This window comes from Rothia kristinae, from assembly GCF_016028855.1.
Lineage (GTDB): Bacteria > Actinomycetota > Actinomycetes > Actinomycetales > Micrococcaceae > Rothia > Rothia kristinae.
In genome coordinates, this window is record NZ_CP065738.1 from 1,963,207 (window position 1) to 1,986,030 (window position 22,824).

Annotated in this window: 17 protein-coding genes and 1 pseudogene; 14 read left to right on the forward strand and 4 right to left on the reverse strand. The window is 64.6% G+C overall.

All coding sequences use genetic code 11. The annotated features are described in order from the left end of the window. Positions 1-29 precede the first annotated feature (29 nt). Positions 30-680 carry an IMPACT family protein gene (locus tag I6G21_RS08645; protein WP_058731324.1) on the reverse strand — a complete coding sequence of 217 codons (651 nt, stop codon included), beginning with the start codon at positions 678-680 and terminating at the stop codon, positions 30-32. Positions 681-1,045: 365 nt separating this feature from the next. Here I6G21_RS08645 and I6G21_RS08650 point away from each other — a divergent pair, with 365 nt between their 5' ends. Both I6G21_RS08650 and coaE read left to right on the forward strand, forming a co-directional pair. Then, positions 1,046-1,795 carry an SLC5/6 family protein gene (locus I6G21_RS08650; RefSeq protein ID WP_129357558.1) on the forward strand — a complete coding sequence of 250 codons (750 nt, stop codon included), beginning with the start codon at positions 1,046-1,048 and terminating at the stop codon, positions 1,793-1,795. A 221-nt stretch (positions 1,796-2,016) separates the two neighbouring features. Next, positions 2,017-2,637 (forward strand): dephospho-CoA kinase, encoded by a 621-nt coding sequence (coaE, locus tag I6G21_RS08655; RefSeq protein WP_232238436.1) that lies wholly within the window; start codon positions 2,017-2,019, stop codon positions 2,635-2,637. 13 nt (positions 2,638-2,650) lie between these two features. Here coaE and I6G21_RS08660 read toward each other — a convergent pair whose 3' ends face one another. Both I6G21_RS08660 and I6G21_RS08665 read right to left on the reverse strand, forming a co-directional pair. After that, complete coding sequence (locus tag I6G21_RS08660) at positions 2,651-3,388, reverse strand: hypothetical protein (RefSeq protein WP_129357557.1); 738 nt, start codon at positions 3,386-3,388, stop codon at positions 2,651-2,653. Continuing rightward, the gene (locus I6G21_RS08665) at positions 3,321-4,787 is read right to left on the reverse strand and encodes a siderophore-interacting protein (RefSeq protein WP_129357556.1); all 1,467 of its coding nucleotides are present in this window, start codon (positions 4,785-4,787) and stop codon (positions 3,321-3,323) included. Before I6G21_RS08665 ends, I6G21_RS08660 begins: the two co-directional genes overlap by 68 nt. A gap of 139 nt (positions 4,788-4,926) precedes the next feature. Here I6G21_RS08665 and I6G21_RS08670 point away from each other — a divergent pair, with 139 nt between their 5' ends. The 3 genes from I6G21_RS08670 to I6G21_RS08680 all read left to right on the forward strand — a co-directional run bounded on the left by I6G21_RS08670 (position 4,927) and on the right by I6G21_RS08680 (position 9,800). Further along, entirely contained in the window at positions 4,927-6,756 is a 1,830-nt protein-coding gene (locus I6G21_RS08670) for a BCCT family transporter (RefSeq protein WP_129357555.1), read from the forward strand. Positions 6,757-6,938: 182 nt separating this feature from the next. Next, positions 6,939-8,444: an APC family permease gene (locus I6G21_RS08675; RefSeq protein ID WP_129357554.1), complete on the forward strand. Its 1,506-nt coding sequence runs from the start codon at positions 6,939-6,941 to the stop codon at positions 8,442-8,444. A 27-nt stretch (positions 8,445-8,471) separates the two neighbouring features. Continuing rightward, positions 8,472-9,800, forward strand: a complete 1,329-nt coding sequence (locus I6G21_RS08680; RefSeq protein ID WP_061225448.1) for an NAD(P)/FAD-dependent oxidoreductase — start codon at positions 8,472-8,474, stop codon at positions 9,798-9,800. 27 nt (positions 9,801-9,827) lie between these two features. On the opposite strand, the gene I6G21_RS08685 is transcribed toward I6G21_RS08680, so the two are convergent. Next, positions 9,828-10,751 (reverse strand): AraC-like ligand-binding domain-containing protein, encoded by a 924-nt coding sequence (locus tag I6G21_RS08685; protein WP_232238437.1) that lies wholly within the window; start codon positions 10,749-10,751, stop codon positions 9,828-9,830. 138 nt (positions 10,752-10,889) lie between these two features. Here I6G21_RS08685 and I6G21_RS08690 point away from each other — a divergent pair, with 138 nt between their 5' ends. The 9 genes and pseudogenes from I6G21_RS08690 (at position 10,890) to I6G21_RS08725 (ending at position 22,526) form a co-directional block, all read left to right on the forward strand. Continuing rightward, the gene (locus I6G21_RS08690; RefSeq protein ID WP_061225446.1) at positions 10,890-12,317 is read left to right on the forward strand and encodes an aldehyde dehydrogenase family protein; all 1,428 of its coding nucleotides are present in this window, start codon (positions 10,890-10,892) and stop codon (positions 12,315-12,317) included. A gap of 76 nt (positions 12,318-12,393) precedes the next feature. Then, entirely contained in the window at positions 12,394-13,920 is a 1,527-nt protein-coding gene (locus tag I6G21_RS08695) for a GMC family oxidoreductase (RefSeq protein WP_129357552.1), read from the forward strand. Positions 13,921-14,079: 159 nt separating this feature from the next. Continuing rightward, positions 14,080-16,281: an excinuclease ABC subunit UvrB gene (uvrB, locus tag I6G21_RS08700; protein ID WP_129357551.1), complete on the forward strand. Its 2,202-nt coding sequence runs from the start codon at positions 14,080-14,082 to the stop codon at positions 16,279-16,281. Between the two features lie 11 nt (positions 16,282-16,292). Further along, positions 16,293-17,339 carry a DUF4238 domain-containing protein gene (locus tag I6G21_RS08705; RefSeq protein ID WP_129357550.1) on the forward strand — a complete coding sequence of 349 codons (1,047 nt, stop codon included), beginning with the start codon at positions 16,293-16,295 and terminating at the stop codon, positions 17,337-17,339. A gap of 400 nt (positions 17,340-17,739) precedes the next feature. Further along, positions 17,740-18,042: a transposase gene (locus I6G21_RS08710; protein ID WP_165869973.1), complete on the forward strand. Its 303-nt coding sequence runs from the start codon at positions 17,740-17,742 to the stop codon at positions 18,040-18,042. Positions 18,043-18,206: 164 nt separating this feature from the next. Next, a pseudogene (locus I6G21_RS10910) lies at positions 18,207-18,341 on the forward strand (IS3 family transposase); the annotation flags it as partial. 74 nt (positions 18,342-18,415) lie between these two features. Further along, positions 18,416-18,793: a DDE-type integrase/transposase/recombinase gene (locus tag I6G21_RS10915; RefSeq protein ID WP_408015190.1), complete on the forward strand. Its 378-nt coding sequence runs from the start codon at positions 18,416-18,418 to the stop codon at positions 18,791-18,793. A gap of 863 nt (positions 18,794-19,656) precedes the next feature. Continuing rightward, positions 19,657-20,823 carry an SIR2 family protein gene (locus I6G21_RS08720; protein ID WP_129357547.1) on the forward strand — a complete coding sequence of 389 codons (1,167 nt, stop codon included), beginning with the start codon at positions 19,657-19,659 and terminating at the stop codon, positions 20,821-20,823. After that, positions 20,820-22,526 carry an ATP-binding protein gene (locus I6G21_RS08725; protein ID WP_165869971.1) on the forward strand — a complete coding sequence of 569 codons (1,707 nt, stop codon included), beginning with the start codon at positions 20,820-20,822 and terminating at the stop codon, positions 22,524-22,526. The genes I6G21_RS08720 and I6G21_RS08725 overlap by 4 nt, the downstream gene beginning before the upstream one ends. Positions 22,527-22,824 lie beyond the last annotated feature (298 nt).

Consider the following 22,824-nt stretch of genomic DNA (forward strand, 5'->3'; position numbering starts at 1 on the left):
TGACGGTTCGCGGAGGGGGAGCGGCGGGGTCAGCCGTCGATCCAGGTGACGGTGCCCCAGGTGATGCGGGCTTGCCCGGAGCTCAGCGCGGCCAGGCGGGCGGCGGCCTCCTCCTGGGCGGCTGGGTCGTCCGGGACGGACAGGTGCAGGACGGCGTGATCCGGGGCGTATTCGGTGTCCTGCAGGGCGAAGCCGTGGGCGCGCAGCTCGTTCTCCAGCTGACCGGCGCGGGCGTGCTCCACCGGGACGGTGCCCAGGCGGCGTCGGGAGCGGGTCACCAGGTGGGCTTCATCCAGGGTCTGGGTGACGGCCTCGGTGTAGGCGCGCACGAGACCGCCGGCACCGAGCTTGATCCCACCGAACCAGCGCACGACGATCGCGCACACGTCCGTCAGATCCGCCCGCTCGGGGTCCAAGGGGTCGGGACGGTGGGACAGCAGGGCCTGCAGCATGGGGATGCCCGCGGTGCCGGCCGGTTCGCCGTCGTCGGAGGAGCGCTGCACGTCCCGGTCCGGCCCGAGGACGAAGGCGGAGCAGACGTGGCGGGCGTCGTGGTGACGGCGGCGGATCCGCTCGATGTGCTCCCGGGCTGCCTCCTCGGTCTCCACCCGGACCAGGTGCCCCAGGAACTCGCTGCGCTTGATCTCCAGCAGACTCTCCACCGGCTCGGTGTCGGCCAGGACGGTGCAGCGGCGCGCGCGAGTCTCGGCCTGCGGGGCGGCGTCAGTCGGTGCCGAGGCGCTGGCCTGATCGGCTGGTTCGGCGGGAGCGTCGGGGGAGGAGTCGGTCACCAGCCCAGTCTACGAACCCCGCGCCGCGGATCCGGTGAGCTGGCTTCGGCACCGGATCTTCGACGACACCGCGTGCGACGGTGCGCGTGGCAGCCCGGGCTCGGCGCGGTGGGGCCGTGGCTCGGATCTGGAGGGTCGGCGGGCGGGCTCGACGCCGGGGTTATCCACAGCCCGACCCCGAGAGGATGAGGTGTCTCACTAGACTGCGGAGCACCCGGCGCCCCAGGACCGGCGCTACTCCAAGGAGGCATCCCATGACCCAGCAGCCCCCGTTCGATCCGCACCACCCACCGGGCCAGATCCCGCCCGAGCAGCAAGCCCCCTACGGCCAGCAGCCTCCGCCGGAGGACCACGGCAGACCCGGAGCCTGGCGGGGGCCGACCCTGCGAGAGCAGTGGCACCGACTCACCCACCCGGCCGTGCTCGGTCAACGGGACCCGCTCCCACCCGGTGCGCCGCAGGGAGGGCCGGGCCTCGGCGCACCGCCGCCAACGGATTCCGCCGGAGCGGAGCGTCAGGTCTCCGTCGATCAGCCCGTGTGGCAGATGGAGGAGCGTCGTCTCAACGCCCGGAAGGAGCTGGGACGCCGCACCAAGGGGGCGCTGGTGTGGTACCCGCTGCCGGAGGGCCCCGGGCACATCGTGCTCGCGGTCCTGCTCTTATTGGTGGGGATGGGAGCCTCCGCCGTGTGCCTGCTCGGTCCGGGGCTGATCGTGCTCTTCTGGGCATTCATGGCGCTGGTGGCCCTGCTCTTCGGTGCCCCGCCGAGTCAGGTGGGGCCCGCGCTCATGGAGGAGACGGGTCCGGCCCTGGTCTGGGCCATCGTGATCGTGGGGCTGGTGATGCTGGCGGGTCTGCTGGGAGCGGTGGCCAACGTCATCGTGAACACTGCCCGGCGGCATCGGGACGCCGTGGTCTGGCCGGGGCAGGTGCTCAGCGCGGCCATCCCGGTGGTCCTGGCCGTGTGGTGGGTGTCGATGCTGCCGCCCACCATCCTCGGGTGACCCCGGTCGGCACGCAGGGGCCGGTCCACCGCCCCGGGCCACCATCCCGGGCCATCGCATCGTGAACGACGCGTCGGGAGCGTCGCCTCAGGCCCGTCGCATCGGGGACGCCGCGTCGTGAACGCCTTGTCGGGACCGTCGCCTCAGGACCGTCGCATCGCACAGGGAGGGCCTGCCTGCGAAGATGGCCTGGACAGGACATCGACGAAGGGGGACGGGCTGTGACGCTGCACATCGGACTGACCGGCGGCATCGGATCGGGGAAATCCACGGTGGCCGCGCGGCTGGGGCAGCTGGGTGCCGTGGTGATCGACACGGACCGGATCTCCCGGGAGCTGATGGCCCCCGGCTCACCCGTGCTGGAGCAGGTCACGGAGGTTTTCGGCTGCGAGATCCTGGATGCGGACGGCGCCCTGGACCGCCCGGCCCTGGCCCGGCGGGTCTTCGGCGACGAGGAGGCCCGGCAGCGACTGAACGGCATCGTGCATCCGGCGGTGCGCGAGGAGGCCGCGCGTCAACGGGTGGCCGCCGCCCAGCGCCCCGGATTCGCGGGGGTGATCGTGGAGGACATCCCGCTGCTGGTGGAGACCGGGCAGGCCGAGCGCTTCGACGGCGTCCTGGTGGTCACCGCGGAGGAACCGGAGCGGGTGCGCCGCCTGGTCGAGGCCCGGGGGATGGACGAGGGGGACGTTCGGGCACGGATCGCCGCGCAGGCCAGTGATGCCGAGCGGGCCGCGGTCGCGACCTGGACCGTGGACAACTCCGGGGCCCCGGAGCAGACCCGCGCGCAGGTGGACCGGATCTGGGCGGACTGGCAGGAGAAGCTGGTCCGCGTTCATTGATCAGTGCTCAGGCTCAGGCGCTCAGCCGCAGGGCCACCTTGCCCCAGCCCAGCTGTTCCACGCGCGCCTGGCTGAATCCGGCCTCCCGGGCCATGGTGAGCAGTCGCTCCTCGGAGCGCGGGGCCGACCCGGTCAGGGCCACGGTCATGAGTCCCTGCACCGCGGCCGACGGTGCGAGCTCATCCGGGCGCGGGGCGTCGATCACCACCGCCCGCTCCGAGGCCCGGCGCAGGGCCCGCAGGTGCGCCAGCGCTTCGGCGTCGTCCAGGAGGCTCAGCCACAGCACCGAGACCACGGGCCGGCCCCGGGCGGGGAACTCGGCGTCGTGGGCGCCGGTGAGCACCACGGGCTCGCTCAGGACTTCGGGCCCAGCCTGCGCCGAGGCCTCCCGCTGGCGGTCCGCGAGCATCCCGGCGAGGACCTCGGCCCCCGGACCCACCAGGGCGGGAGAGTCTGCGTCCATCTCCGCCAGCACCCTGAGGATGGGGTGCTGCAGGAAGGGCAGGGTCGCGGCGCGCTCGGCCATCTCCTCCCACAGCTGCGTCCGCTGCTCGATGCTGCGGGCGAAGCCCTTGCCGTGCTGACGCCGCCACGCGGAGGCCCCACCACCCAGGGCCTGCGGCAACCGGGTCAGCGCGGCGATCTGGTCCAGAGCGAAGGGCTCGAAACCCTCCCGCTGGTGCTCATCGGCCACCAGCTCTCGGCCCAGCTCGGTCAGGGACCACCGGGTGACACCCGTTTCCGTGTGCACCGCGGACGTCCGGTCGGTTGTGGCCGGGTCGTCGACGGTGGAGTCCCCGAACGGCGGGCGGTTGGGGGGCTTCGGCCCCGGGAGCGAGGGAGCCGGAGGATTCGGTCGCAGCAACGAGAGAGCCGGAGGGTTCGGTCCCGGGTGCGGAGGTGCCGGGGGAGTCCCGTCGGGTGAGCAGCCCCTCTCGGGCCAGCAGATCCAGCAGCGGGAGCAGGAGCGCGGCGTCCAGGTCCGCGGCCTCGGCGATCTGCGCGGCCTCGAGTCCCTGTGCGCCCTCGAGTCCCGGCGCGTTCTGGACCCCCTGGGAAGCCTCGAGCCCCGGGGACGCTTCGGGGCCCTGCGCGGATTCGGCCTCCTCGGCGTCGGCCAGGGCGTCCAGCAGACCGGTCTGCACGGCAGCGGCCACCGCGAACCAGGCCACCGGGGCGACGGGCAGGGTGGTCGGCGCGGCCGGTCCCCGGCCCCCTCGCGGCCCGTCGGTCCCAGTGCCGCTCGCGGACTGGGCGGCGCCGGCGGCCCTTCCGCCCTGCCCGCGCCCGGCGGCGCGTCCGGAAGAACCCGGCGCGGCGTCGGCGGCGCGCCCGGAGCTGTCCATGGCGACGTGCCAGTATCCGGTCACGGACTGGTGGGTCTTGGGGATGGCCCGCTCCCGGCTGGCCCATCGGCGCAGCGGCAGCAGACTGCGCGCCTCGCCCGCGGCCCACAGGAACGGGTCCGGCCCCAGCTCCAGCCCGGCGAAAGCCTCGCGCACCGCCCGCAGCAGCCCCGGCCCGTCCGGGCGCTCCTTGCGCACCCACGTCACGGAATCCCCCTCGCGCAGGGCGAGCTCCTGGCGGGCCGCGTCCTCGGACACGGTGATCACCGCGTGCGCCGGGGCCTGCACGGGGCGTTCGTCGAAGAACCGCCCGATCGCCGGCAGCGCGGTCTCATCCCCGACCAGCAGCATCGCGGAGATCTCCGCAGGAAGGTGCATCGAGGACTTCGGGCCGACGAAGCTCAGCTCGTCCCCGGGTCGCGCTGCCCGGGCCCAGGCGGCCGCCGGACCGTGCCCGTGCAGCACGAAGTCCAGAGTCAGCTCCCCGGCGTCGGCGTCCACCGCGCGCGGGGTGTAGTCCCGGGTGATCCGCGCCGAGGCCGGGGTCCACTCGATGCCCTCGGACAGCTGCCGCGGCAGCACCGCCTGGACCGGGCCGTTCTCGGCGAAGATCAGCTTCACGTGGTCATCGAAGCTCGGGGCCCGGAAAGCCGGGGCGGTCGTCTCCAGCCCGGCCGGGACGAAGGAGCTCAGCTGCTCCCCGCCCAGACGGATCCGCCGCATCCGCGGGGTGACCTCCTGGACGGAGAGCACCCGGACGGTGCGGACCACGAGGGGATGGACGCTCATCCGATGCTGGGCCATGGCTTCCTTCCGTCGCCGGGCGCACCGGGGAATCTGCAGGTGAGGCCAGGCTAACCCATGGGGCAGCGTCGGGGGCCGGCGTCGGATTCTGCCCGGAGCCGACTCCGCACCCGGTGATCAGGTGCCTTATGATGTTCGGATGCTTCACTCGATGCATCGACGCCTCGGTCTGAAGACCACCCCGGGGATCTTCTTCCCGGCCGCCGCGTTCATCCTCCTGTTCTCCGCGGCGACCATCGCCTTCCCCCAGACCATGATCGACGTGTTCGGTGCGGTCTCCGGGTGGATCCTGACGTACCTGGGCTGGTTCTACGTCCTGGGCACGGCCCTGTGCGCCCTGTTCCTCGTCTACGTCTGCGTCAGCCGCTTCGGCCGGATCAAGCTCGGCCCGGATGACTCCGAGCCGCAGCATTCCACCCTGGCCTGGTTCGGCATGACCTTCGCCGCCGGCGTCGGCGCGATCCTGATGTTCTGGGGTGCCGCGGAGCCGCTGACGCACTTCGCCCGCCCGCCCTACGACGGCGTCGAACCCGGCAGCCAGGAGGCCGCCCTGGACGCGCTGTCCATCGCGGACTTCCACATCGGCCTGGGCGTGTGGGTGCTGCTGACCGTGCCGGCGCTGGGCTTCGGGTACTTCACGTACAAGCGGCGCCTGCCCCCGCGCGTGTCCTCGTCCTTCCAGCCGCTGCTGGGCGACGGGATCCACGGCCCCTGGGGCAAGACCATCGACGTCATCTCCCTGATCGCCTCCGTGTTCGGCATCGCCGTGTCCGTGGGTCTGGGTGCGCTGCAGCTGAACTCCGGGGTGAGCATCATGTACGGGCTGCCGGTGGCGGGTTGGATGCAGGCGGTGATCATCGCGCTGATCACCGCGGTGGCCCTGACGTCGGTGCTCAACGGCATGGACAAGGGCGTGAAGCGGCTGTCCACCTTCAACATCATCCTGGCGATGGCGTTCCTGCTGTTCATCCTCATGGCCGGGTCCACCATGTTCGCGCTGCGCGGCGTCGTGGAGTCCGTGGGCAACTTCCTGTACATCCTGCCGAAGATGATGTTCTTCAACGACACCTTCGCCAACACCGGGTGGCTGGGGCAGTGGCCGGTGTTCTACTGGGCGTGGACCATCTGCTGGGCGCCGTTCGTCGGGCTGTTCCTGGCCAAGATCTCCCAGGGCCGCACCATCCGTCAGTTCGTGCTGGGCGTGGTGGTCCTGCCGACCGCCTTCACCATGGTGTGGGTCGGGATCTTCGGGATGAACGCCTTCGACATCGAGATGCACGGCGAGGGCGGCCTGGTGCACACCGTCGTGGCCGAGGGGGACATCCCCGGGGCCATGTTCCAGTTCCTCGGCAACTTCCCGTTCCTGCCGGTGGTCGCGGTGGTGGCGATCGTGCTGATCTTCATCTTCTTCGTCACCTCCATCGACTCCGCCTCCATCGTCATGGACTCCATGGCCAACGGGCACGAGGACGAGTCCCCGATCCGCCAGCGGGTGTTCTGGACCGTGTCCATCGGGCTGGTGGCCGCCTCCATCCTGCTGTTCGCCGGGGAGCTGGGGCTGGATGCCCTGCAGAACGTGGTGATCATCATCGGCCTGCCGGTGTTCATCCTGACCTTCGTGCAGGCGTGGATGATCGTGCGGGCCTTCAAGGAGGACGCCGGGGAGCTGCCGCCGCTGCGCACCCGCCAGTGGAAGCAGGTGCTACCCGTGGAGGAGTACCGGCGCCGCGCCCAGGAGGACTACGCCAGCGTGCAGGAGTACTCCATCCACCCCGAGTACGACGAGACCACCGCCCCCGAGTACGAATCCCTGGTGCCGAACACCTACCAGGAGATCCGCCGCCAGCGCACCGAGGGCGGCGCGGATGAGGCCGCGGAGCTGGCCGAGGGCACGGGCGCCGGGGAGGTCCCGGCCGACGATGTCGTGACCGGTGCCGAGCAGACGGTGGAGCCGCGCGAGCGCGGGTGAGGCAAGCCGGTCTGGAAGGGCCCCTTCTCCCGCCGCGATCCGTGTGATCGCGGTGGGGGAGGGGGCCCTTTCGCATGGGTGAGTTCACGTGAGGCCAATCCCAGCGCACTCAGGGACAAGCCTGCCGGCTATGGCAGGGAGCACAGTGGGGAGACGATCCGCCGTCCTCAGGAGAGCCCACCATGACCGCCATCACCGAGCACCCAGAACGGCAGGACCTGCCGCACACTCCGGGGCTTGCTCGCCGGCATCTGTCCACCACGGCACTGGTGTTCATGATCATCGCCGCCTCAGCCCCGCTGACGGTGCTCGCCGGGGGAGTGCCCACCAACTTCGCGGTCTCCGGACTGCTCGGAGTGCCCCTGGGATACCTGGCCCTGGGAGTCATCCTGGCTCTGTTCGCCGTCGGATACGGGGCGATGAGCTCGCACATCCAGAACGCCGGCGCCTTCTACGCCTATATCGGTGAAGGACTCGGACCCCGGCAGGGCATCGCCGCTGCCGTGTTGGCGCTGGTCTCGTACAACATGATGCAGATCGGGCTGTACGGGATGTTCGGCTTCGCGCTGAGCGCCTTCATCGCGACGATGGGGATCAGCCTGCCCTGGTGGCTCAGCGCCCTGCTCGGATGGGCCGTCGTCGCAGTTCTGGGTGTGCGCAGCGTGGACCTGTCCGCCAAGGTGCTCGGGGTGCTCGTGGCCCTGGAGTTCCTGGTGGTCATCGTGGTCTGCGTACTCTCCCTGGGTACCGCGCCGGAAGGGATCTCCGCGCAGACCCTCGAACCGGGTCAGTTCTTCGCCCACGGCATCGGGGTGCTGCTGGCCTTCGCGATCGCCGCCTTCATGGGCTTCGAGTCAGGAGCGATCTACTCCGAGGAAGCCAAAGACCCGCGGCGCACCGTGGCCCGCGCCACCTACATCGCCGTCGGTGTGATCGCTGTGTTCTACGCTTTCTCCGCCTGGGCCCTGGCCATGGGTGTGGGCCCGAGCATGATCCTCTCCCGCTCCGCAGAGGAAGGCCCGGACCTGGTGTTCCTGTGGCTTGCGCAGCACTCGGAACCGCTGTCCGTGCTGGCCAATCTGCTGTTCATCACCAGTCTACTGGCTGCGCTGATCGCCTTCCACAACGCCGCGGCTCGATACTTCTTCGCCCTCGGTCGCTCGCGCGTCCTGCCGTCGCGCCTCGGAGCCTCTGGGCGCTCCGGCGCCCCGATCTGGGGATCACTGGCCCAGTCCTCACTCGCCATCATCGTCATCGCGGTCTTCGCAGTGGTGGGAACCGGATCTCCCCTGGGTGAGCTGTTCCCGGTGATCACTCTGTTCACCTGGTTGACCAACGCGGCGGCCTTCGGCCTGGTGTTCCTGCTGGCCGTGACCTCCGTGGCCGTCATCGCCTGGTTCCACCGCAACCCGGAGGGGCACGGTCCGTTGGCGAGGATCATCGCGCCCACCCTGGCCGCCCTCGGCCTGCTCACCGTCTTCGGGCTGATCCTCGCGAACTTCGACCTGATGATCGGCGCAGATGGTCCCACCCCGCTGGTGATCGTCATGCCGACGATCATCCTCAGCTCGGGCGTTCTCGGCTGGATCTGGGCGGAGATCCTGCGTCGGCGCAGACCGGAGGATTTCGCCGGTCTGCAGGATCTGGACCATCACATTCAGCCCGTCGACCTTCCCACCTCTCGCTGAGAGACAACCCCACCGAAGGAGTCATCAATGAGCACCGCACACGTCATCGTCGTCGGCGCCGGATTCTCCGGGCTGATCGCAGCCCGCGAGCTGCAGACCGCCGGGTTCGACGTCGAGATCCTCGAAGCCCGCGATCGCATCGGGGGACGGGCCTGGACCCAGGAGAGGATGGGCCACACGCTGGAGCTCGGCGCCACGTGGGTGCATTGGATGCAACCGCACGTCTGGGCCGAGATCACCCGGTACGGACAGACCATCTATCCCAGCCCGATCACCGATCGCGCCTACTGGATCACCGGAGGCCAGGTGCGCGAAGGCACCGAAGCTGACATCGACACGAAGATCACCCGGCCGATGTCCGCGATCTTCGACGACGCCCGAGCCTTCTTCCCCAACCCCTACGACCCCCTGTACGTGCTCTCCGAGGACTACACCGGCCTACCCGAGCTTCCCGAGGCCTTCCGCGCGGCGGACCAACGCGGACCCCTGGACGTGCTGCGGGAGGGAGACTTCACCCAGGAGGAGATTGACCTGTGCGAGGCCTACTGGTCCGCCGGATACATCGGAGATCCCAATAACGGGTCATCGCTGATGGCCAACCAGTGGATCGCCCTCTCGGATCACAGCCTGCCGCTGCTGGATGCGCAGACTCTCCGGTACAAGCTGACCCACGGGATGCGGGGCATCTACGAGAGCATCGCCGCGGACCTGCGCTGTTCGATCCGACTGAGCACGGAGGTGGTCTCGGTCCGCCACGACACGACCGGGGCCCGGGTGGGTCTGGCGGACGGGGAGGTCCTGGAGGCCGACGCCGTCGTGATGACGGTGCCCGTCGGGGCGCTGGCCGGGATCCGCTTCGAACCGGCCCTGCCGGAGGGCATGCGCCGCACCATCGAGACCGGGTGGAACTCCACCGGCTTCAAGGCGTGGGTCAAGGTGGAGGGCCACCACAACATCTTCGGCTACGCGCCCCAGCCGCACACGGCCGCGATGCTGCGCAGCGAGTACTTCCTGGACGACGGCAGCACCATCTGCGTGGTCTTCGGGTCCGACCACACACGGGTGGACCTGGAGGACCCTGCCACGGGTCAGGCCATCCTCGACCAGTGGCGACCGGACCTGCGCGTGCTGGACTGCACCGGACACGACTGGGTCGCCGACCGCTGGTCCGGTCAGGCCTGGGCCACCCTGCGGAAGGGCCAGTTCACCGACGGCTGGCACCACTTCCGGGAGACCGGGACCCGCCTGCGCTTCTCCGGAGCGGACTGGGCCAGGGGCTGGCGCGGCGTCGTGGTGGATGGGGCCATCGAGATGGGGTTGGAGACCGCGCACCGGCTGATCCGTGAACTGAGCTGAGTCCGGACCCCGCCATCTGCTATCCGTTCAGGAAGAGGATTCAGGCGCGGCGAGGACGCGGGTTCGATACGCGCTCGGTGTCTCCCCGAACTGTGCGCGGAAAGCCTTGGACAGATGCGAGGCATCCGGGATGCCGCAGCGGGAGCCGATGGCCGAGACCGATTCGGTGCGAGCCAGCGGATCCCCCAGGGCCTGACGGATTGCCTCCAGACGACGCTCGCGGATGTACGCCGCCACCGTGTGGTCCTCCGCGGCGAAGCGCGCGTGCAGCTGCCGCACGGAGACGTACAGGTGCGTCGCGATGGCCTGTGGTCCCAGATCCTCCTCCGCCAGGTGGTCCTCGATGTACGCCACCGCCTGCTGGAAGAGGGGATTCTCCGGGACGCTGCTCGTCTCTGAGGAGAGCACGGTGACCAGCATGTCCAGGGCGGAGCGGACCAGGTTCATCGCGTGCGCTCCGGAGAGCACGTCCAGGTTGTGCGCCAGCTGCTCGAACAGCGGCACCGCGACCCGCCCCAGACCCTCCGAGCGGCTGACGCGGGTCGCGGTGATCTCACCGATGAGGTCCGGGGCGATGTGTACGAAGGACTGCGGGAACTGGATGACCAGGCTGTGCTGCTCTCCGCGCTCGTACTCCAGCAGATAGGGCCGCTGTGTGACGTACAGGGCGAGGTCCCCTGGGCCGATGCGACATGCCCGGTCATCCTGGGTGAGCACGGCTGTACCGGACAGCTGCAGGCTGAGTTTGCAGGCTGGGCGCGCGTGTGGATCGATGAGGTCCCGGGCGCGCTCCACCCGGTGGGGTCCTGTGGCCATCTCGAACAGGTGCACGTCTCCGAGGGCGACCTCGCGCAGCCCGGCGCGGAACGTCTGCTCATCCGCGGTGATGCGCAGCGGGGCGAAGGATCGCGAGATTAGGGCTCGCCACTGCGCCAGATCATGCAGGACCACGGGGCCTCCTTCCGGGGCGGTCGAGGGGTGCGCGCTGTGCCAAGTCCCGTGCACGAGAGAGCAAGGCAGGGTTCGTCCCCGCTGGAATAGTGCTGTGCACCACACTAGCCAATCGTCGTCGAGTCCTCGGGAGTCCCTATGAGCACCGTTCCCACCACCTACACTGAGCTGCTGAGCGCCGTCGATGCCGGAGCCCGGGCTCCGCGCGCCGTGCCTGTGCATGATCCGGCCACGGAGGAATTGATCGGATACGCGCCCCAGCTGGATGAGGATGACCTGGATCGCGTCGTGGCGACGGCCCGTCAGGCGCAGCGGGAATGGTCCGCTCGTTCTGAGGCTGATCGGTGTGAGCTGCTGGTGGCGGCAGCGGAGGCGATCGAGCGGGCGACCGAGCCGCTGGCGGAACTGCTCTCCCGCGAGCAGGGCAAGCCGCTGAACGGGCCCAACGCCCGCTTCGAGGTCGGGGGTTGCTCCGCCTGGACGCGGGCGACGGCCGGTTTCGAGCTGGGGGAGGAGGTCGTGGTCGACGATGGCCAGACCCGTGCGACGCTGACCTACCGTCCCATCGGCGTCGTGGGGGCGATCAGCCCGTGGAACTGGCCGATGATGATCTCCATCTGGCAGATCGCTCCCTCCCTGCGGATGGGCAACACCGTCGTGATCAAGCCCTCCGAACACACCCCGCTGTCCGTGCTGGCCCTGGTGTACGTGCTGAATTCGGTGCTGCCAGAGGGCGTGCTGCAGGTGGTCCCGGGTGGGCCGCAGCTGGGGGCGGCGATCTCCCGGCACGAGGGGATCGACAAGATCATGTTCACCGGCTCCACCGCGACGGGCCGCAAGATCGTGGAGGCCTCCGCGCCCACACTGAAGCGACTGACCATGGAGCTGGGCGGCAATGATGCCGGCATCGTCCTGGAGGACGCGGACCCGGAGGCCATCGCCGAGGGCCTGTTCTGGGGCGCGTTCATCAACACGGGGCAGACCTGTGCGGCCCTGAAGCGTCTGTACGTGCCGGATGCCCTGTACGAACCGGTGTGCCGGGCCCTCACGGAATTCGCCCGGTCCCAGCCGATGGGGATCGGCCTGGAGGAGCAGAACGTCCTGGGCCCGCTGCAGAACAGCGCGCAGTACGACGTCGTGGACCGGTTGGTGCGTGCGGCCGTGGAGGACGGCGCCCGCGTGTTGCTGGGTGGGAACCCGGATGCCGAACGGCCCGGATTCTTCTACCCGACCACCCTGGTGGCCGATATCGATCCGGAGAATCCGCTGGTGGTGCAGGAGCAGTTCGGTCCGGCCCTGCCGATCATCCGGTACTCGGACCTGGAGTGGGCGATCGAGCAGGCCAACGCCCTGGACGTGGGCCTGGGTGCCTCGGTGTGGTCCTCCGATCCCGCCCGTGCCCGGGAAGTCGCGGCCCGCATCGAGGCCGGCACCGTGTGGATCAACGGGCACGGCGGGATCGACCCGCGGATCCCCTTCGGCGGGATCAAGAGCTCCGGCTTCGGCGTGGAGTTCGGCGTCGAGGGTCTGAAGCACGTGGCTGTTCCCCAGGTCATCAACGGCTGAGGCCGCCCGACCACTCGCGTGGTCGCGTCGAAGCGCCGCTGGGTGACCGCGGCATCACAGGAGAGAGGACAGGTCGATGGAGACCGAGTACCTGATCATCGGCGCGGGCAGCGCCGGCAACGTCCTGACCCGTCGTCTGCTCGACGCAGGTCACACCGTCACCCTCGTGGAAGCCGGTGCGCAGGACACCAATCCGGACATCGCCCACTTCCGGGACCTGGGACGGATCTGGCACAGCGCACAGGACTGGGACTTCCAGACCGCGCCCCAGTCGGGCGCCAACGGGAGGCGGCTGCACCTGCCGCGCGGGAAGGTCATGGGCGGTTCCCACGCCCTGAACGCCGGAATCTGGGTGCGCGGCGCTCGCCAGGACTACGACGCCTGGGCCTATTCCGGATGCCCCGGGTGGGGATGGGAGGACGTCCTGCCGTATTTCCGGAAGATCGAGACCTTCGACGGTGGGGCGAGCGAGACCCGTGGAGGAGAGGGACTGCTGGACGTGCGAGGGGACTTCGAGCGCAATCCGATCCAGGAGGCGATGGTCGTAGCGGCCCAGCAAGCCGGATTCCCGCTGAACCCCGACTACAACAGCGGGGATCCCGAGGGGGTGTCTCGGATGCAGCTGACCATCAGGGACGGCAAGCGGTTCAACACCTGGCATGCCTACCTGCGTCCGGTGGTGGAACAGGATGGGCTGGTCCTTATTACCGGGGCCGTGGTACGCCGGTTGATCCTCGACGGCGGGCGCGCCGTCGGGGTGGAGCTGGAGCAGGACGGCGAGATCCGCGAGTTGCGGGCCGAGCGGGTGGTGCTGTGTGCCGGGGCGATCGGCAGCCCGGAGATCCTGCTTCGCTCCGGCATCGGGCCGCGTGAGCACCTCGAGGAGATCGGCGTGCCGGTGCTCGCAGACCTGCCGGGGGTCGGCGCGAACCTGCACGACCACCTGCTGGTGCCCGTGATCTTCTCCACCGATGAAGAGCATCCCGTGCCGGAAGCCACCGATGCTCCGGCGGAGGTCCACCTGTTCGCCAAGAGCACCCCGGATCAGGCCGTGCCGGATACGCAGCCGATCTTCTTCTCGGTGCCGATGTACTCGGAGGGGTACGGGGCAGGAGAGATGCCCGGACCGGAGAAGGGTTTCACCCTGATGGCTGGGCTCGTCCGACCGCAGAGTCGGGGCCGCCTGCGGCTGAGGGGACCGGACCCGGCGGACCCCGCGATCATCGACCTGGATGCCCTGGGAGTGAGGGCCGACGTCGAGGCGCTCATGGCCTCGGTGCGCCACTGCCAGGCCATCGGGGCGCAGACCGCGCTCGCCGAGGAGTGGGGTGCTCGGGAGGTGTGGCCCGGGGAGAACATTCCAGCGGATCGGTTGGAGGAGTACGTGCGGGACTCCGTGGTGACGTACCACCACCAGGTGGGCACCTGCGCGATGGGAACCCACCGGAACGCGGTGGTGGATCCTCGGAGTATGGCCGTGCACGGGGTGCGGAACCTGCACGTCGCGGACGCCTCGGTGATGCCGACGGTGCCCACCGGCAACACCAATGCCCCGACCATCATGATCGCGGAGAAGGCGGCCGACCTGTTGCTGGGCCGCTGAGGGAGGGCCCCTTCTCCCGCTGTGATCTGGGTGATCGCGGTGGGGGAGGGGCCCTTTCGCGTGGGTGTCCGGGAGATGTCCGGGCGGGAGTGCGGGGCGGAGAGTCGGCCGGGAGCGGACGGCGTCGAACACCTGTGCGATCCGGCGTAGGCTGGGCGCATGAGTCTTGCGCAGGAGATCCATCGCGTCGTCGCGCCCTTCGAGGTCGTCTCTGAATACCAGCCGGCCGGTGACCAGCCGAAGGCCATCGAACAGCTCACCGAGCGGGTGGAAGGCGGAGAGAAGGACATCGTCCTGCTCGGCGCCACCGGCACCGGCAAATCCGCTACCGCCGCGTGGCTGATCGAGTCCGTGCAGCGGCCCACCCTGGTGCTGGTGCAGAACAAGACGCTGGCCGCGCAGCTGGCCAACGAGCTGCGGGAGCTGCTGCCCAACAACGCGGTCGAATACTTCGTCTCCTACTACGACTACTACCAGCCGGAGGCGTACGTCCCGCAGACGGATACGTTCATCGAGAAGGACTCCTCGATCAACGAGGAGGTGGAGCGGCTGCGCCACTCCGCGACCAACGCGCTGCTGACCCGGCGCGACGTCGTGGTGGTCTCCACCGTCTCCTGCATCTACGGCCTGGGTACGCCTGAGGAATACGTGCGGCAGATGGTGACCCTGCGGCAGGGGGAGGAGATCGACCGGGATACCCTGCTGCGGCAGTTCGTGAACATGCAGTACGCCCGCAACGACGTGGACTTCCACCGGGGGACGTTCCGCGTGCGCGGGGATACCGTGGAGATCATCCCGATGTACGAGGAGCACGCGATCCGCATCGAGTTCTTCGGGGATGAGATCGAATCCATCCACACCCTGCACCCGCTGACCGGCGAGGTGATCCGGGAGGAGACGGAGATGTACGTGTTCCCTGCCAGCCACTATGTGGCCGGCGCGGAGCGCATGGCCAAAGCCATCGACGGCATCCAGCATGAGCTGACCGAGCGGCTGAAGGAGCTGGAGAGCCAGAACAAGCTGGTCGAGGCCCAGCGGCTGCGGATGCGCACCACCTACGACATCGAGATGATGGAGCAGATGGGATTCACCTCCGGGATCGAGAACTACTCCCGGCATATCGACGGGCGCGCGGCCGGCTCCGCCCCGCATTGCCTGCTGGATTACTTCCCGGATGATTTCCTGCTGATCATCGACGAGTCCCACGTGACGGTGCCGCAGATCGGCGGCATGTACGAGGGCGATATGTCCCGCAAGCGCACCCTGGTGGAGCACGGGTTCCGGCTGCCTTCGGCCTTGGATAACCGGCCGCTGAAGTGGGATGAGTTCCTGGAGCGGATCGGGCAGACCATCTACATGTCCGCCACCCCGGGTAAGTACGAGCTGTCCCAGGCGGACGGGTACGTGGAGCAGATCATCCGCCCGACCGGCCTGGTGGACCCGCAGGTGACGGTCAAGCCCACCAGGCATCAGATCGACGATCTGCTGGAGGAGATCACCCGGCGCACCGATCGGGATGAGCGCGTGCTGGTCACGACTCTGACCAAGCGCATGGCCGAGGACCTCACCGACTACCTGGTGGAGCACGGGGTCAAGGTGCAGTACCTGCACTCGGACGTGGACACCCTGAAGCGGGTGGAGCTGCTGCGGTCCCTGCGGCTGGGGGAGTTCGACGTGCTGGTGGGCATCAACCTGCTGCGCGAGGGCCTGGACCTGCCGGAGGTCTCCCTGGTGGCGATCCTGGATGCGGACAAGGAGGGCTTCCTGCGCTCGACGACGTCGCTGATCCAGACGATCGGGCGAGCGGCCCGCAACGTGTCCGGCGAGGTGATCATGTACGCGGACAAGATCACCGACTCGATGCGCACCGCGATCGACGAGACCAATCGACGCCGGGAGATCCAGGAGGCGTACAACCGGGAGCACGGGATCGACCCGCAGCCGCTGCGCAAGCGGATCGCGGATATCACGGACCAGCTGGCCCGGGAGGATGAGGACACCAAGGAGCTGCTGGCCATGCGGGCCGCGGCCAACAACCACACCGCCCCAGTCAAGGGGAAGAAGGCCGGGGCCGCTGGTGCTGGCTCGGCTGCTGGTGCCGGTGCCGGTGGGGGAGCGGGGAAGAAGTCCGCGACACAGAGTGACTCGGACAACGTCGCGCTGGCCGCCGCTGCTAGGATCCGAGAGGACGGCTTGGCCGCAGCGCCCGCGGAGGATCTTCTGGAGCTCATCGAGCAGATGAACGAGCAGATGCGGAACGCGGCGGCGGAGCTGAAGTTCGAGTTGGCCGCACGCCTCCGGGACGAGGTGGCCGACCTGAAGAAGGAGCTGCGTGCCATGCGGGACGCAGGACATGCGTAAGGAGTTCAGTAATGGCAAAAGATCACTTTATACCTGCAACTCTTCTCTCCAACTTCTCTGCCATCGCGGAGGGGCCAGGGCGGCAGAGGCAGATTTGGCAGCGGGTATTTAATAAAGGGATCTTCGAGAAGAAGGCAGCATCAATTGGTTATAAAAACAATCTGTACACGTCAAATTTCGACAATTCTCAAACTGGGTACAGGCATGTGGATTCGGAGTGGGCCAGGGCGGAGTCTAATCTTAGAGAGGTAGTAGAAAAAATTAGCGAAAAAGGGGGCGGTATTTCCTACTCAGAGTGGCTTGTAATTTTGGTAGATATGGCGGCGCAAATTCTTGTGCGAGGGAAAGATATTAATAACGAGATGGAAGCAAGGCCTGAACTGCTTGCACTAATCGGTAACGAGTCAAATAATGAATTTAAAAAAGAAACCAAGAATAATTTGCGACTTACCCTTTTAAATGAATGGCGTGGAATTTTTACGGCTGCAAAATGGCGTATAATTAAATCAAAAACGGAGTTTATTACATCTGATCTAGGTTTCGCCTTATTCTTTACTGATAAGAATTCGAACGAATGGGGAGTCTATATTCCATTAAGTAAGAATATATGTTTAGAAATAATACCCAGTCCCATGAGCGTTATCTGTCAATTTGATAACAATTCTTGGACGAAGATGATCCCAGCCATCTACCTCAATGCCTCTGACACAAGTCAAATAAATCGCTCTATTGCGAACTTCGCTAAAGAATTTTTAGTTGGCTCAAATGAGGATATTGTAAAAAATATACCTGAAGACGAGTGTAATATTTTTAATTACCAAACGATTTTTGATATTACGCATCAACCCATTTACCGTAATAATTTGTCTTGTCTGTCTTCATTATGGTGTCAAATTTATGATCAAACCGTAACAAATCAACAGTCGTCCATTGTGATACGAGATATTTCTCCAGTTACTCGCGCTTCGGATTCCGCCACCGTCTTTTCAAGAGCAAGAGGTGTGTCTTCATGCATTAGAATGGTAGATAATAAACTTTTATACGATAACAGAAAATAGGATCCTTTGCCTTCAAGCTCTCCCCGGCTTTGTTGACTCTGAGAAGGTGGGAGTCTCCATGGTTATCGTCAAGTTACCAATGTGGCAACAGGTGTAACGGGTTCGCCGTAGAGCATACCCCCGTGGGGCATGGCATACGGGAGGCCGGTCTGTCGCCTGACTAAAAGGCAATGGCTTGATTATGGTCCTTGGTCTCATTTGGCTCAGGGCCTATTGTTGTGGGCCATCAGGTTGTGGCCACCGTGACGGTGATGAAAGATCAGGCCCATGACCGGCACGATGGGTGGTGTCGAGACGACCATCGTGCCGGAGGAGACCCGTTCCATGATCCACCGGAACGTCCGCTGACTGTTCCGTTCCGTGTTTGATAGAGGGTGGATGACACGGAAGGATGGCGAGCATGGCCAAACCCTCGAAGTACCCGCCCGAGTTGCCTGACCCGGGGACACGGTTGACGATCGAGGCGTGGAAGGACCCTACCACCCGCCCTGCGGCTCTGCGCTGGATCGCCGAGCAGGCCGGAACGCATCCCGAAGCACTATGGAACTGGGTGAAGAAAGTCGAAGTCGGACAGGTCGAGATACTCGGCACACAGACCGTCTCGGATATCGACCGGATCCGGCAGCTGGAGAAAGAGAACCGTGAGCTTCGTCGGGCCAACGAGATCCTGAAGACCCCTTCGGCTTTTTCGCGGAGGAGCTGACCGCCCACATCGCTGATCGTGAAGTTCATCGACGTGCATCGCCACAGGTGGGGCGTCGAACCGATCTGCACGGTTCTCACCGGGAATGACATGCCGACCGTCCCTGCCACCTACTACGCCGCGAAGAAACGGGCCCCTCGGCACGCACGGTACGGGACGAGGAATTGAAGCAGTTGATCATAGGTGTCTATGATGCCTCGGGTGGGGTGTACGGGATCCGGAAGATTCACACCCAGCTGGCCCGTCAGGGCACACTGATGGCTGGGTGCACCGTCGAGCGGCTGTGTCGAGTGCTGGGCATCCTGGCGTGGTGCGGGGTAACTTCCCGCGGACGACCAAGCCTGCTCCAGAGGGTGAGCGTCCCGCTGATCTCGTGGAGCGCGAGTTCGAGGCGGACGCGTCGAACCAGTTGTGGGTCGCGGATATCACTTATGTTCGCGCGCTTGCGGGGTGGGTGTATGCCGCTTTCGTTCTGGATGTTTTCTCTCACAGGATCGTCGGTTGGCAGACTTCGACCCGCTTGTACGCTGACCTTGCGATCGACGCGCTGGCGATGGCTCCGTGTTCCCGGGAGGCTGCGGGGCAGGGCACGTCTGGGTTGATTCATCCCTCGGGTCGTGGTGTTGCAGTATCGATCGGCCCGGTATGCCGAGCGGTTGGACTCTTCGGGGGCTGTCGCATCGGTTGGTTCCAAAGGCGACTCGTACGACGATGCGATGGCGGAAGCGTAGAACTCATTGTTCAAAGCTGACATGGTGTACCGGAGGAAGGCTTGGGCCTCGGGGTCGGCGCTGGAGGTTTCGGTGCTGGAGTGGGTGCACTGGTGCAACACCAAGTGGCTTTCCGCGGTCGGGCACATCACCTCGTGCGAGGTTGAGACCGTGTACTGGGGTGCTCAGAGGACCACGAGCCCCGTCTCGGCAGTGCCCAGCGCCTGGCCCCGAGTAACACACGATGACCCTCAACCAAACCTGGGACGAAACACGACTGACCAAACCCCTGGACATCACAGCTAGACCTGCTATGCTGTTTCTGCGTTTGACTAACTCTCTGCCGGGAGACTTTCTGTGCTGTTGAGTCCAGCGGGGGCACCTCGGCAGTGTCATTGGTCATCGGTGACGTAGTATAGGTGCTGAATGCACGACTAGAGACGTACCACTGCACGGAGGAGAACTGGTTTAGCATGGTGTTGCACAGCTCGTGGTGCTCGTACGGCTCCAACACCGCGGCCCGTGACTGTACTGTCCATTGTCTGGATCGTTACCCGATGACTCCGTCGGGTTGGGACAAGACGCGAGCGCCGCACGAAGTGTTGCTCGCTCAGATCTACGGACTGGTGCCGACGACCTTCGTCACTGAGGTCCCAAACCGGAGTGCTTCGCGCGATTTCCTCGGAATCAATGCAGTGTTTCAACCTGGTGTCCCGATCAGCTGGCCTGACATTGGGCGCGCACTCCAGCGTACCGCCGTTCTGAGATCTGCCGCTATCGCTCCTAGGAAGGATGCATCTCTGTGACTTGTATGTTTCTAATCGCCCTCTATGGGCGAGACCAAGAGTAGTGAATATTAGTAAGATATCTGCGGTCGGCCTTAGAAAGATAATAGGAGTGGAAAATGATTAATTCGTTCAGAGTGCTCGGGGGTTATAGCAGGTCATGGCAAGAAGTTATTGACGGAGCACATCTCGACGAAGACCAACGTACCACACAGGAACAGGAAGAAATCCTCGCTGCGCTCCGAGAAGAACTATCGCTAATCGCAAGCTCTGAAAGCCTGGTTGTCCTCGCAGGATCGGGTGCTTCGCTGGGCATCACCGGTGCCGAACGTGCACCAACCATGCGGAGCTTGTGGATGGATGTGAAAGCTCTTCCCTCATTTGATTCAGTAGAAAATCGGCTGAGCCCCGGACCTGTTAAAGATGGTAACCTTGAGAATATCCTGTCAGATGCCCAGGCTAGGCTTTCTCTAAGTCCTGATGATGCGGAGCTAAGGAGATTCATTGCAGAGGCTGAGGATATTGTCTGGAATAAGTGTAGTTTCGTTACTGAGAATTCCGGTTTGGAGTCTCATGAATTATTCCTTCGAAAGGTGGCTCGGCGCTCTACGCGGCTCCAACGCACACAAGTATTTACTACGAACTATGATCTCGCTTTCGAAACTGCGGCGAGACGAGCCCGATTTAATATAATTGACGGATTCGGATATGGTGGCCAGGGATTTGACGGAGCCTCGTTCGATCTTGACTACGTCCGTCGCCGGCCGCACGAACCGCTTGTGCTGGAACCGAGCGTCTTTCACCTATTGAAGCTACATGGGTCCGTTGATTGGGAGGCTACTGAAGATGGTGTAAAGAAGTGGCGCGGTAACACAAAGCCGAATAATCCCGTACTCATTTATCCTTCTGCATCCAAATATCAGCTGTCGTATCAGCAACCGTACCTAGAATTTATGTCCCGTTTTCAGATTGCGCTACGTCAACCTGATGTAGGGGTCATCGTCGTTGGCTTTGGTTTCAATGACGATCATCTAGCGGCTCCGATTGAGGCTGCAATAAGAAGCAACAGCGGGTTACGTGCGGTGTTCGTATCTCCCGATATACGTGCCGAAAGGCGTGCTGACACGCTGAATTGGACCGAACAACTTATCCTGAAGGGGGATCGACGCCTCACGTTGCTCGAAGCGCGGTTTGATGACCTTGTGAGGGTGTTGCCAGATGTCCCGGCGCGAGAAGAATGGGATGCTCACTCAGAGCGAGTCCGTCTCGGAGGACCACGGTCATGATGAATACCCACCCATTCGGCCCTGAACGTCGAATCGGACATATATTTCAGGTCGAAGGGTCATTTGCTGATGTTGCATTCACCGCAGCAAACAAGTTGCCTCGAACTCACTTCGGTGAGTACCTTGGTCGTGGTGAGGTCGGTGAGTTCGTGGTCATCGACGTCGGAGGCATCGCAATATTTGGGCGTATTCTTCGCGTCGGTACACCGGTAGGTAGAGCTCAGGATCTTGCTTCTGGCACGGAGCAGAAAGTTCCAGTTGAGGGTCGCATTCAAATACTCTCAACTCTGAAACTCAATGGAACCGCCATTCGAGGGATTGCGAAATACCCCAAGGTGGGTGATGTGGTATTTGCCGCCAGCTCTGAAGCAATTTTAGCGGTCATTGGTACCCCAGTCGATTCAACAAGCTCAAGGCTTCAGCTGGGTCGTTTGTCGATCGACGAATCGGTTCCGGTCGATATTCCGCTCAAACGCTTGTTCGGACGTCATCTCGCTGTGGTGGGCGCTACCGGTTCTGGCAAGAGCTGGACGCTCGGTCACCTCGCTGAGAGTGTTGCAGCGCTGAGAGGGAAGATGATTCTTATCGACGCGACTGGGGAGTTTCGTACGCTCGGTGACCGGGCGAGGCACCTGGCATTCGGCTCGACTGACGAGGAGCCGGAAGGGACACTTCTCGCTGGCGTGCCCCATTTTATGATGCGGGAGTCTGATCGAAATGCGTTTTTGAATCCCTCTGCTGGGTCTCAATTGCCAAAATTGCGTGAAGCCGTAAGAACACTGCGTCTCGCATATGCTATTTCTGCCAACCCGAATGCTAACCCACTTCACGTGCAAATGATAGGTGATAATGACGCGATCTGCAAGGCAGATACTGCCATTGATGTTTATCAGGGAGCATTACATGAGTACATTAAGGACGTTGAGGACGCGTTTGCTCCATTTAATTTTAGGGCACTTGCAAAGCAAGTTGAATACGAATGCATCTGGCCGACGAATAGGTCCACTCCGAGTCTATTCGGGGGGACCGACCAAGCCTCTCTTGGATATGTGGCTTCTTTAATTAGCAGAATTAACGATCTGTTTCAAACCCCGGAAGTCATGGGAGTAATTGATCCGCTTCCTGATGTTAAAAACGCAATTGATTCCATAGAATGGTGGCTAGGTCAGCCGACACAGCATGTGCTTCGGATATCGCTTCGTAACCTCACTTTTAGCAACCACCTGCGAGAAATTATTGTAAATATACTCGGTCAGAAGTTGCTCGAATGGGCGCGCCAGGACCGTTTCCGGAATTCACCGCTAGTCGTAGCGATTGACGAGGCGCATCAGTTCTTTGATGTAACTGTGGGTGATGAGTTCGCGAGTACCCACCTGAACGCCTTCGATGCTATTGCTAAGGAGGGGCGTAAGTATGGGTTGACGGCCTGCGTGGCGACGCAGCGCCCAGGTGATCTCCCGGCTGGCGTTTTGAGCCAGGTAGGGATGACCATCGTTCACCGGTTAGCCGATGGACGCGATCGCCAGAGGGTGGAACAGGCTGCGGCAGAACTCGATCACTCCGCGACTAAGTTGCTTCCAGGGCTAGTCCCTGGCGAAGCAGTACTGATGGGCGTAGACTTTCCGGTGCCGGTCAGTGTGCGGATTCAGAAACCTATTTCCCCGCCAGCTTCGGACGGACCCAGCTACGATAAATGGCGCTAGCTGTTGTGAGAAGTGAGGTTCTTGGCGCAAGGGGGATGTGAGATGAGTGGGTTCTTCCCCGCAGGATGGAAGGTTCGCAACAACCCATCCTCACGAAAGAGCCCGCTCGTGTATCCCTGAGCCTGGGTGGCGGTTTCTGGATGGCATTGTGCAACCATCGACGATGGTGTGTCTCAAGTCCATGTAGCCGTCGAGTACCGTGTGTCCTGACCGACCCTGGCGACCTGGGTGGCCCGTTACCGCATTGAAGGCGAAGTGGGACTGCGTGGTCGGACTCGTCGTCCCCAGTGAAGCGTCC

What these genes read in the sequence shown, in the direction of transcription:
- I6G21_RS08675 (WP_129357554.1), top strand. Translation starts at nt 6,939, where the DNA reads ATGACCGCCATCACCGAGCACCCAGAACGGCAGGACCTGCCGCACACT.
- I6G21_RS08680 (WP_061225448.1), top strand. Translation starts at nt 8,472, where the DNA reads ATGAGCACCGCACACGTCATCGTCGTCGGCGCCGGATTCTCCGGGCTG.
- I6G21_RS08650 (WP_129357558.1), top strand. Translation starts at nt 1,046, where the DNA reads ATGACCCAGCAGCCCCCGTTCGATCCGCACCACCCACCGGGCCAGATC.
- uvrB (WP_129357551.1), top strand. Translation starts at nt 14,080, where the DNA reads ATGAGTCTTGCGCAGGAGATCCATCGCGTCGTCGCGCCCTTCGAGGTC.
- I6G21_RS08665 (WP_129357556.1), bottom strand. Translation starts at nt 4,787, where the DNA reads ATGGCCCAGCATCGGATGAGCGTCCATCCCCTCGTGGTCCGCACCGTC.
- I6G21_RS08710 (WP_165869973.1), top strand. Translation starts at nt 17,740, where the DNA reads ATGGCCAAACCCTCGAAGTACCCGCCCGAGTTGCCTGACCCGGGGACA.
- I6G21_RS08695 (WP_129357552.1), top strand. Translation starts at nt 12,394, where the DNA reads ATGGAGACCGAGTACCTGATCATCGGCGCGGGCAGCGCCGGCAACGTC.
- I6G21_RS08705 (WP_129357550.1), top strand. Translation starts at nt 16,293, where the DNA reads ATGGCAAAAGATCACTTTATACCTGCAACTCTTCTCTCCAACTTCTCT.
- I6G21_RS08720 (WP_129357547.1), top strand. Translation starts at nt 19,657, where the DNA reads ATGATTAATTCGTTCAGAGTGCTCGGGGGTTATAGCAGGTCATGGCAA.
- I6G21_RS08670 (WP_129357555.1), top strand. Translation starts at nt 4,927, where the DNA reads ATGCTTCACTCGATGCATCGACGCCTCGGTCTGAAGACCACCCCGGGG.
- I6G21_RS08725 (WP_165869971.1), top strand. Translation starts at nt 20,820, where the DNA reads ATGATGAATACCCACCCATTCGGCCCTGAACGTCGAATCGGACATATA.
- I6G21_RS08690 (WP_061225446.1), top strand. Translation starts at nt 10,890, where the DNA reads ATGAGCACCGTTCCCACCACCTACACTGAGCTGCTGAGCGCCGTCGAT.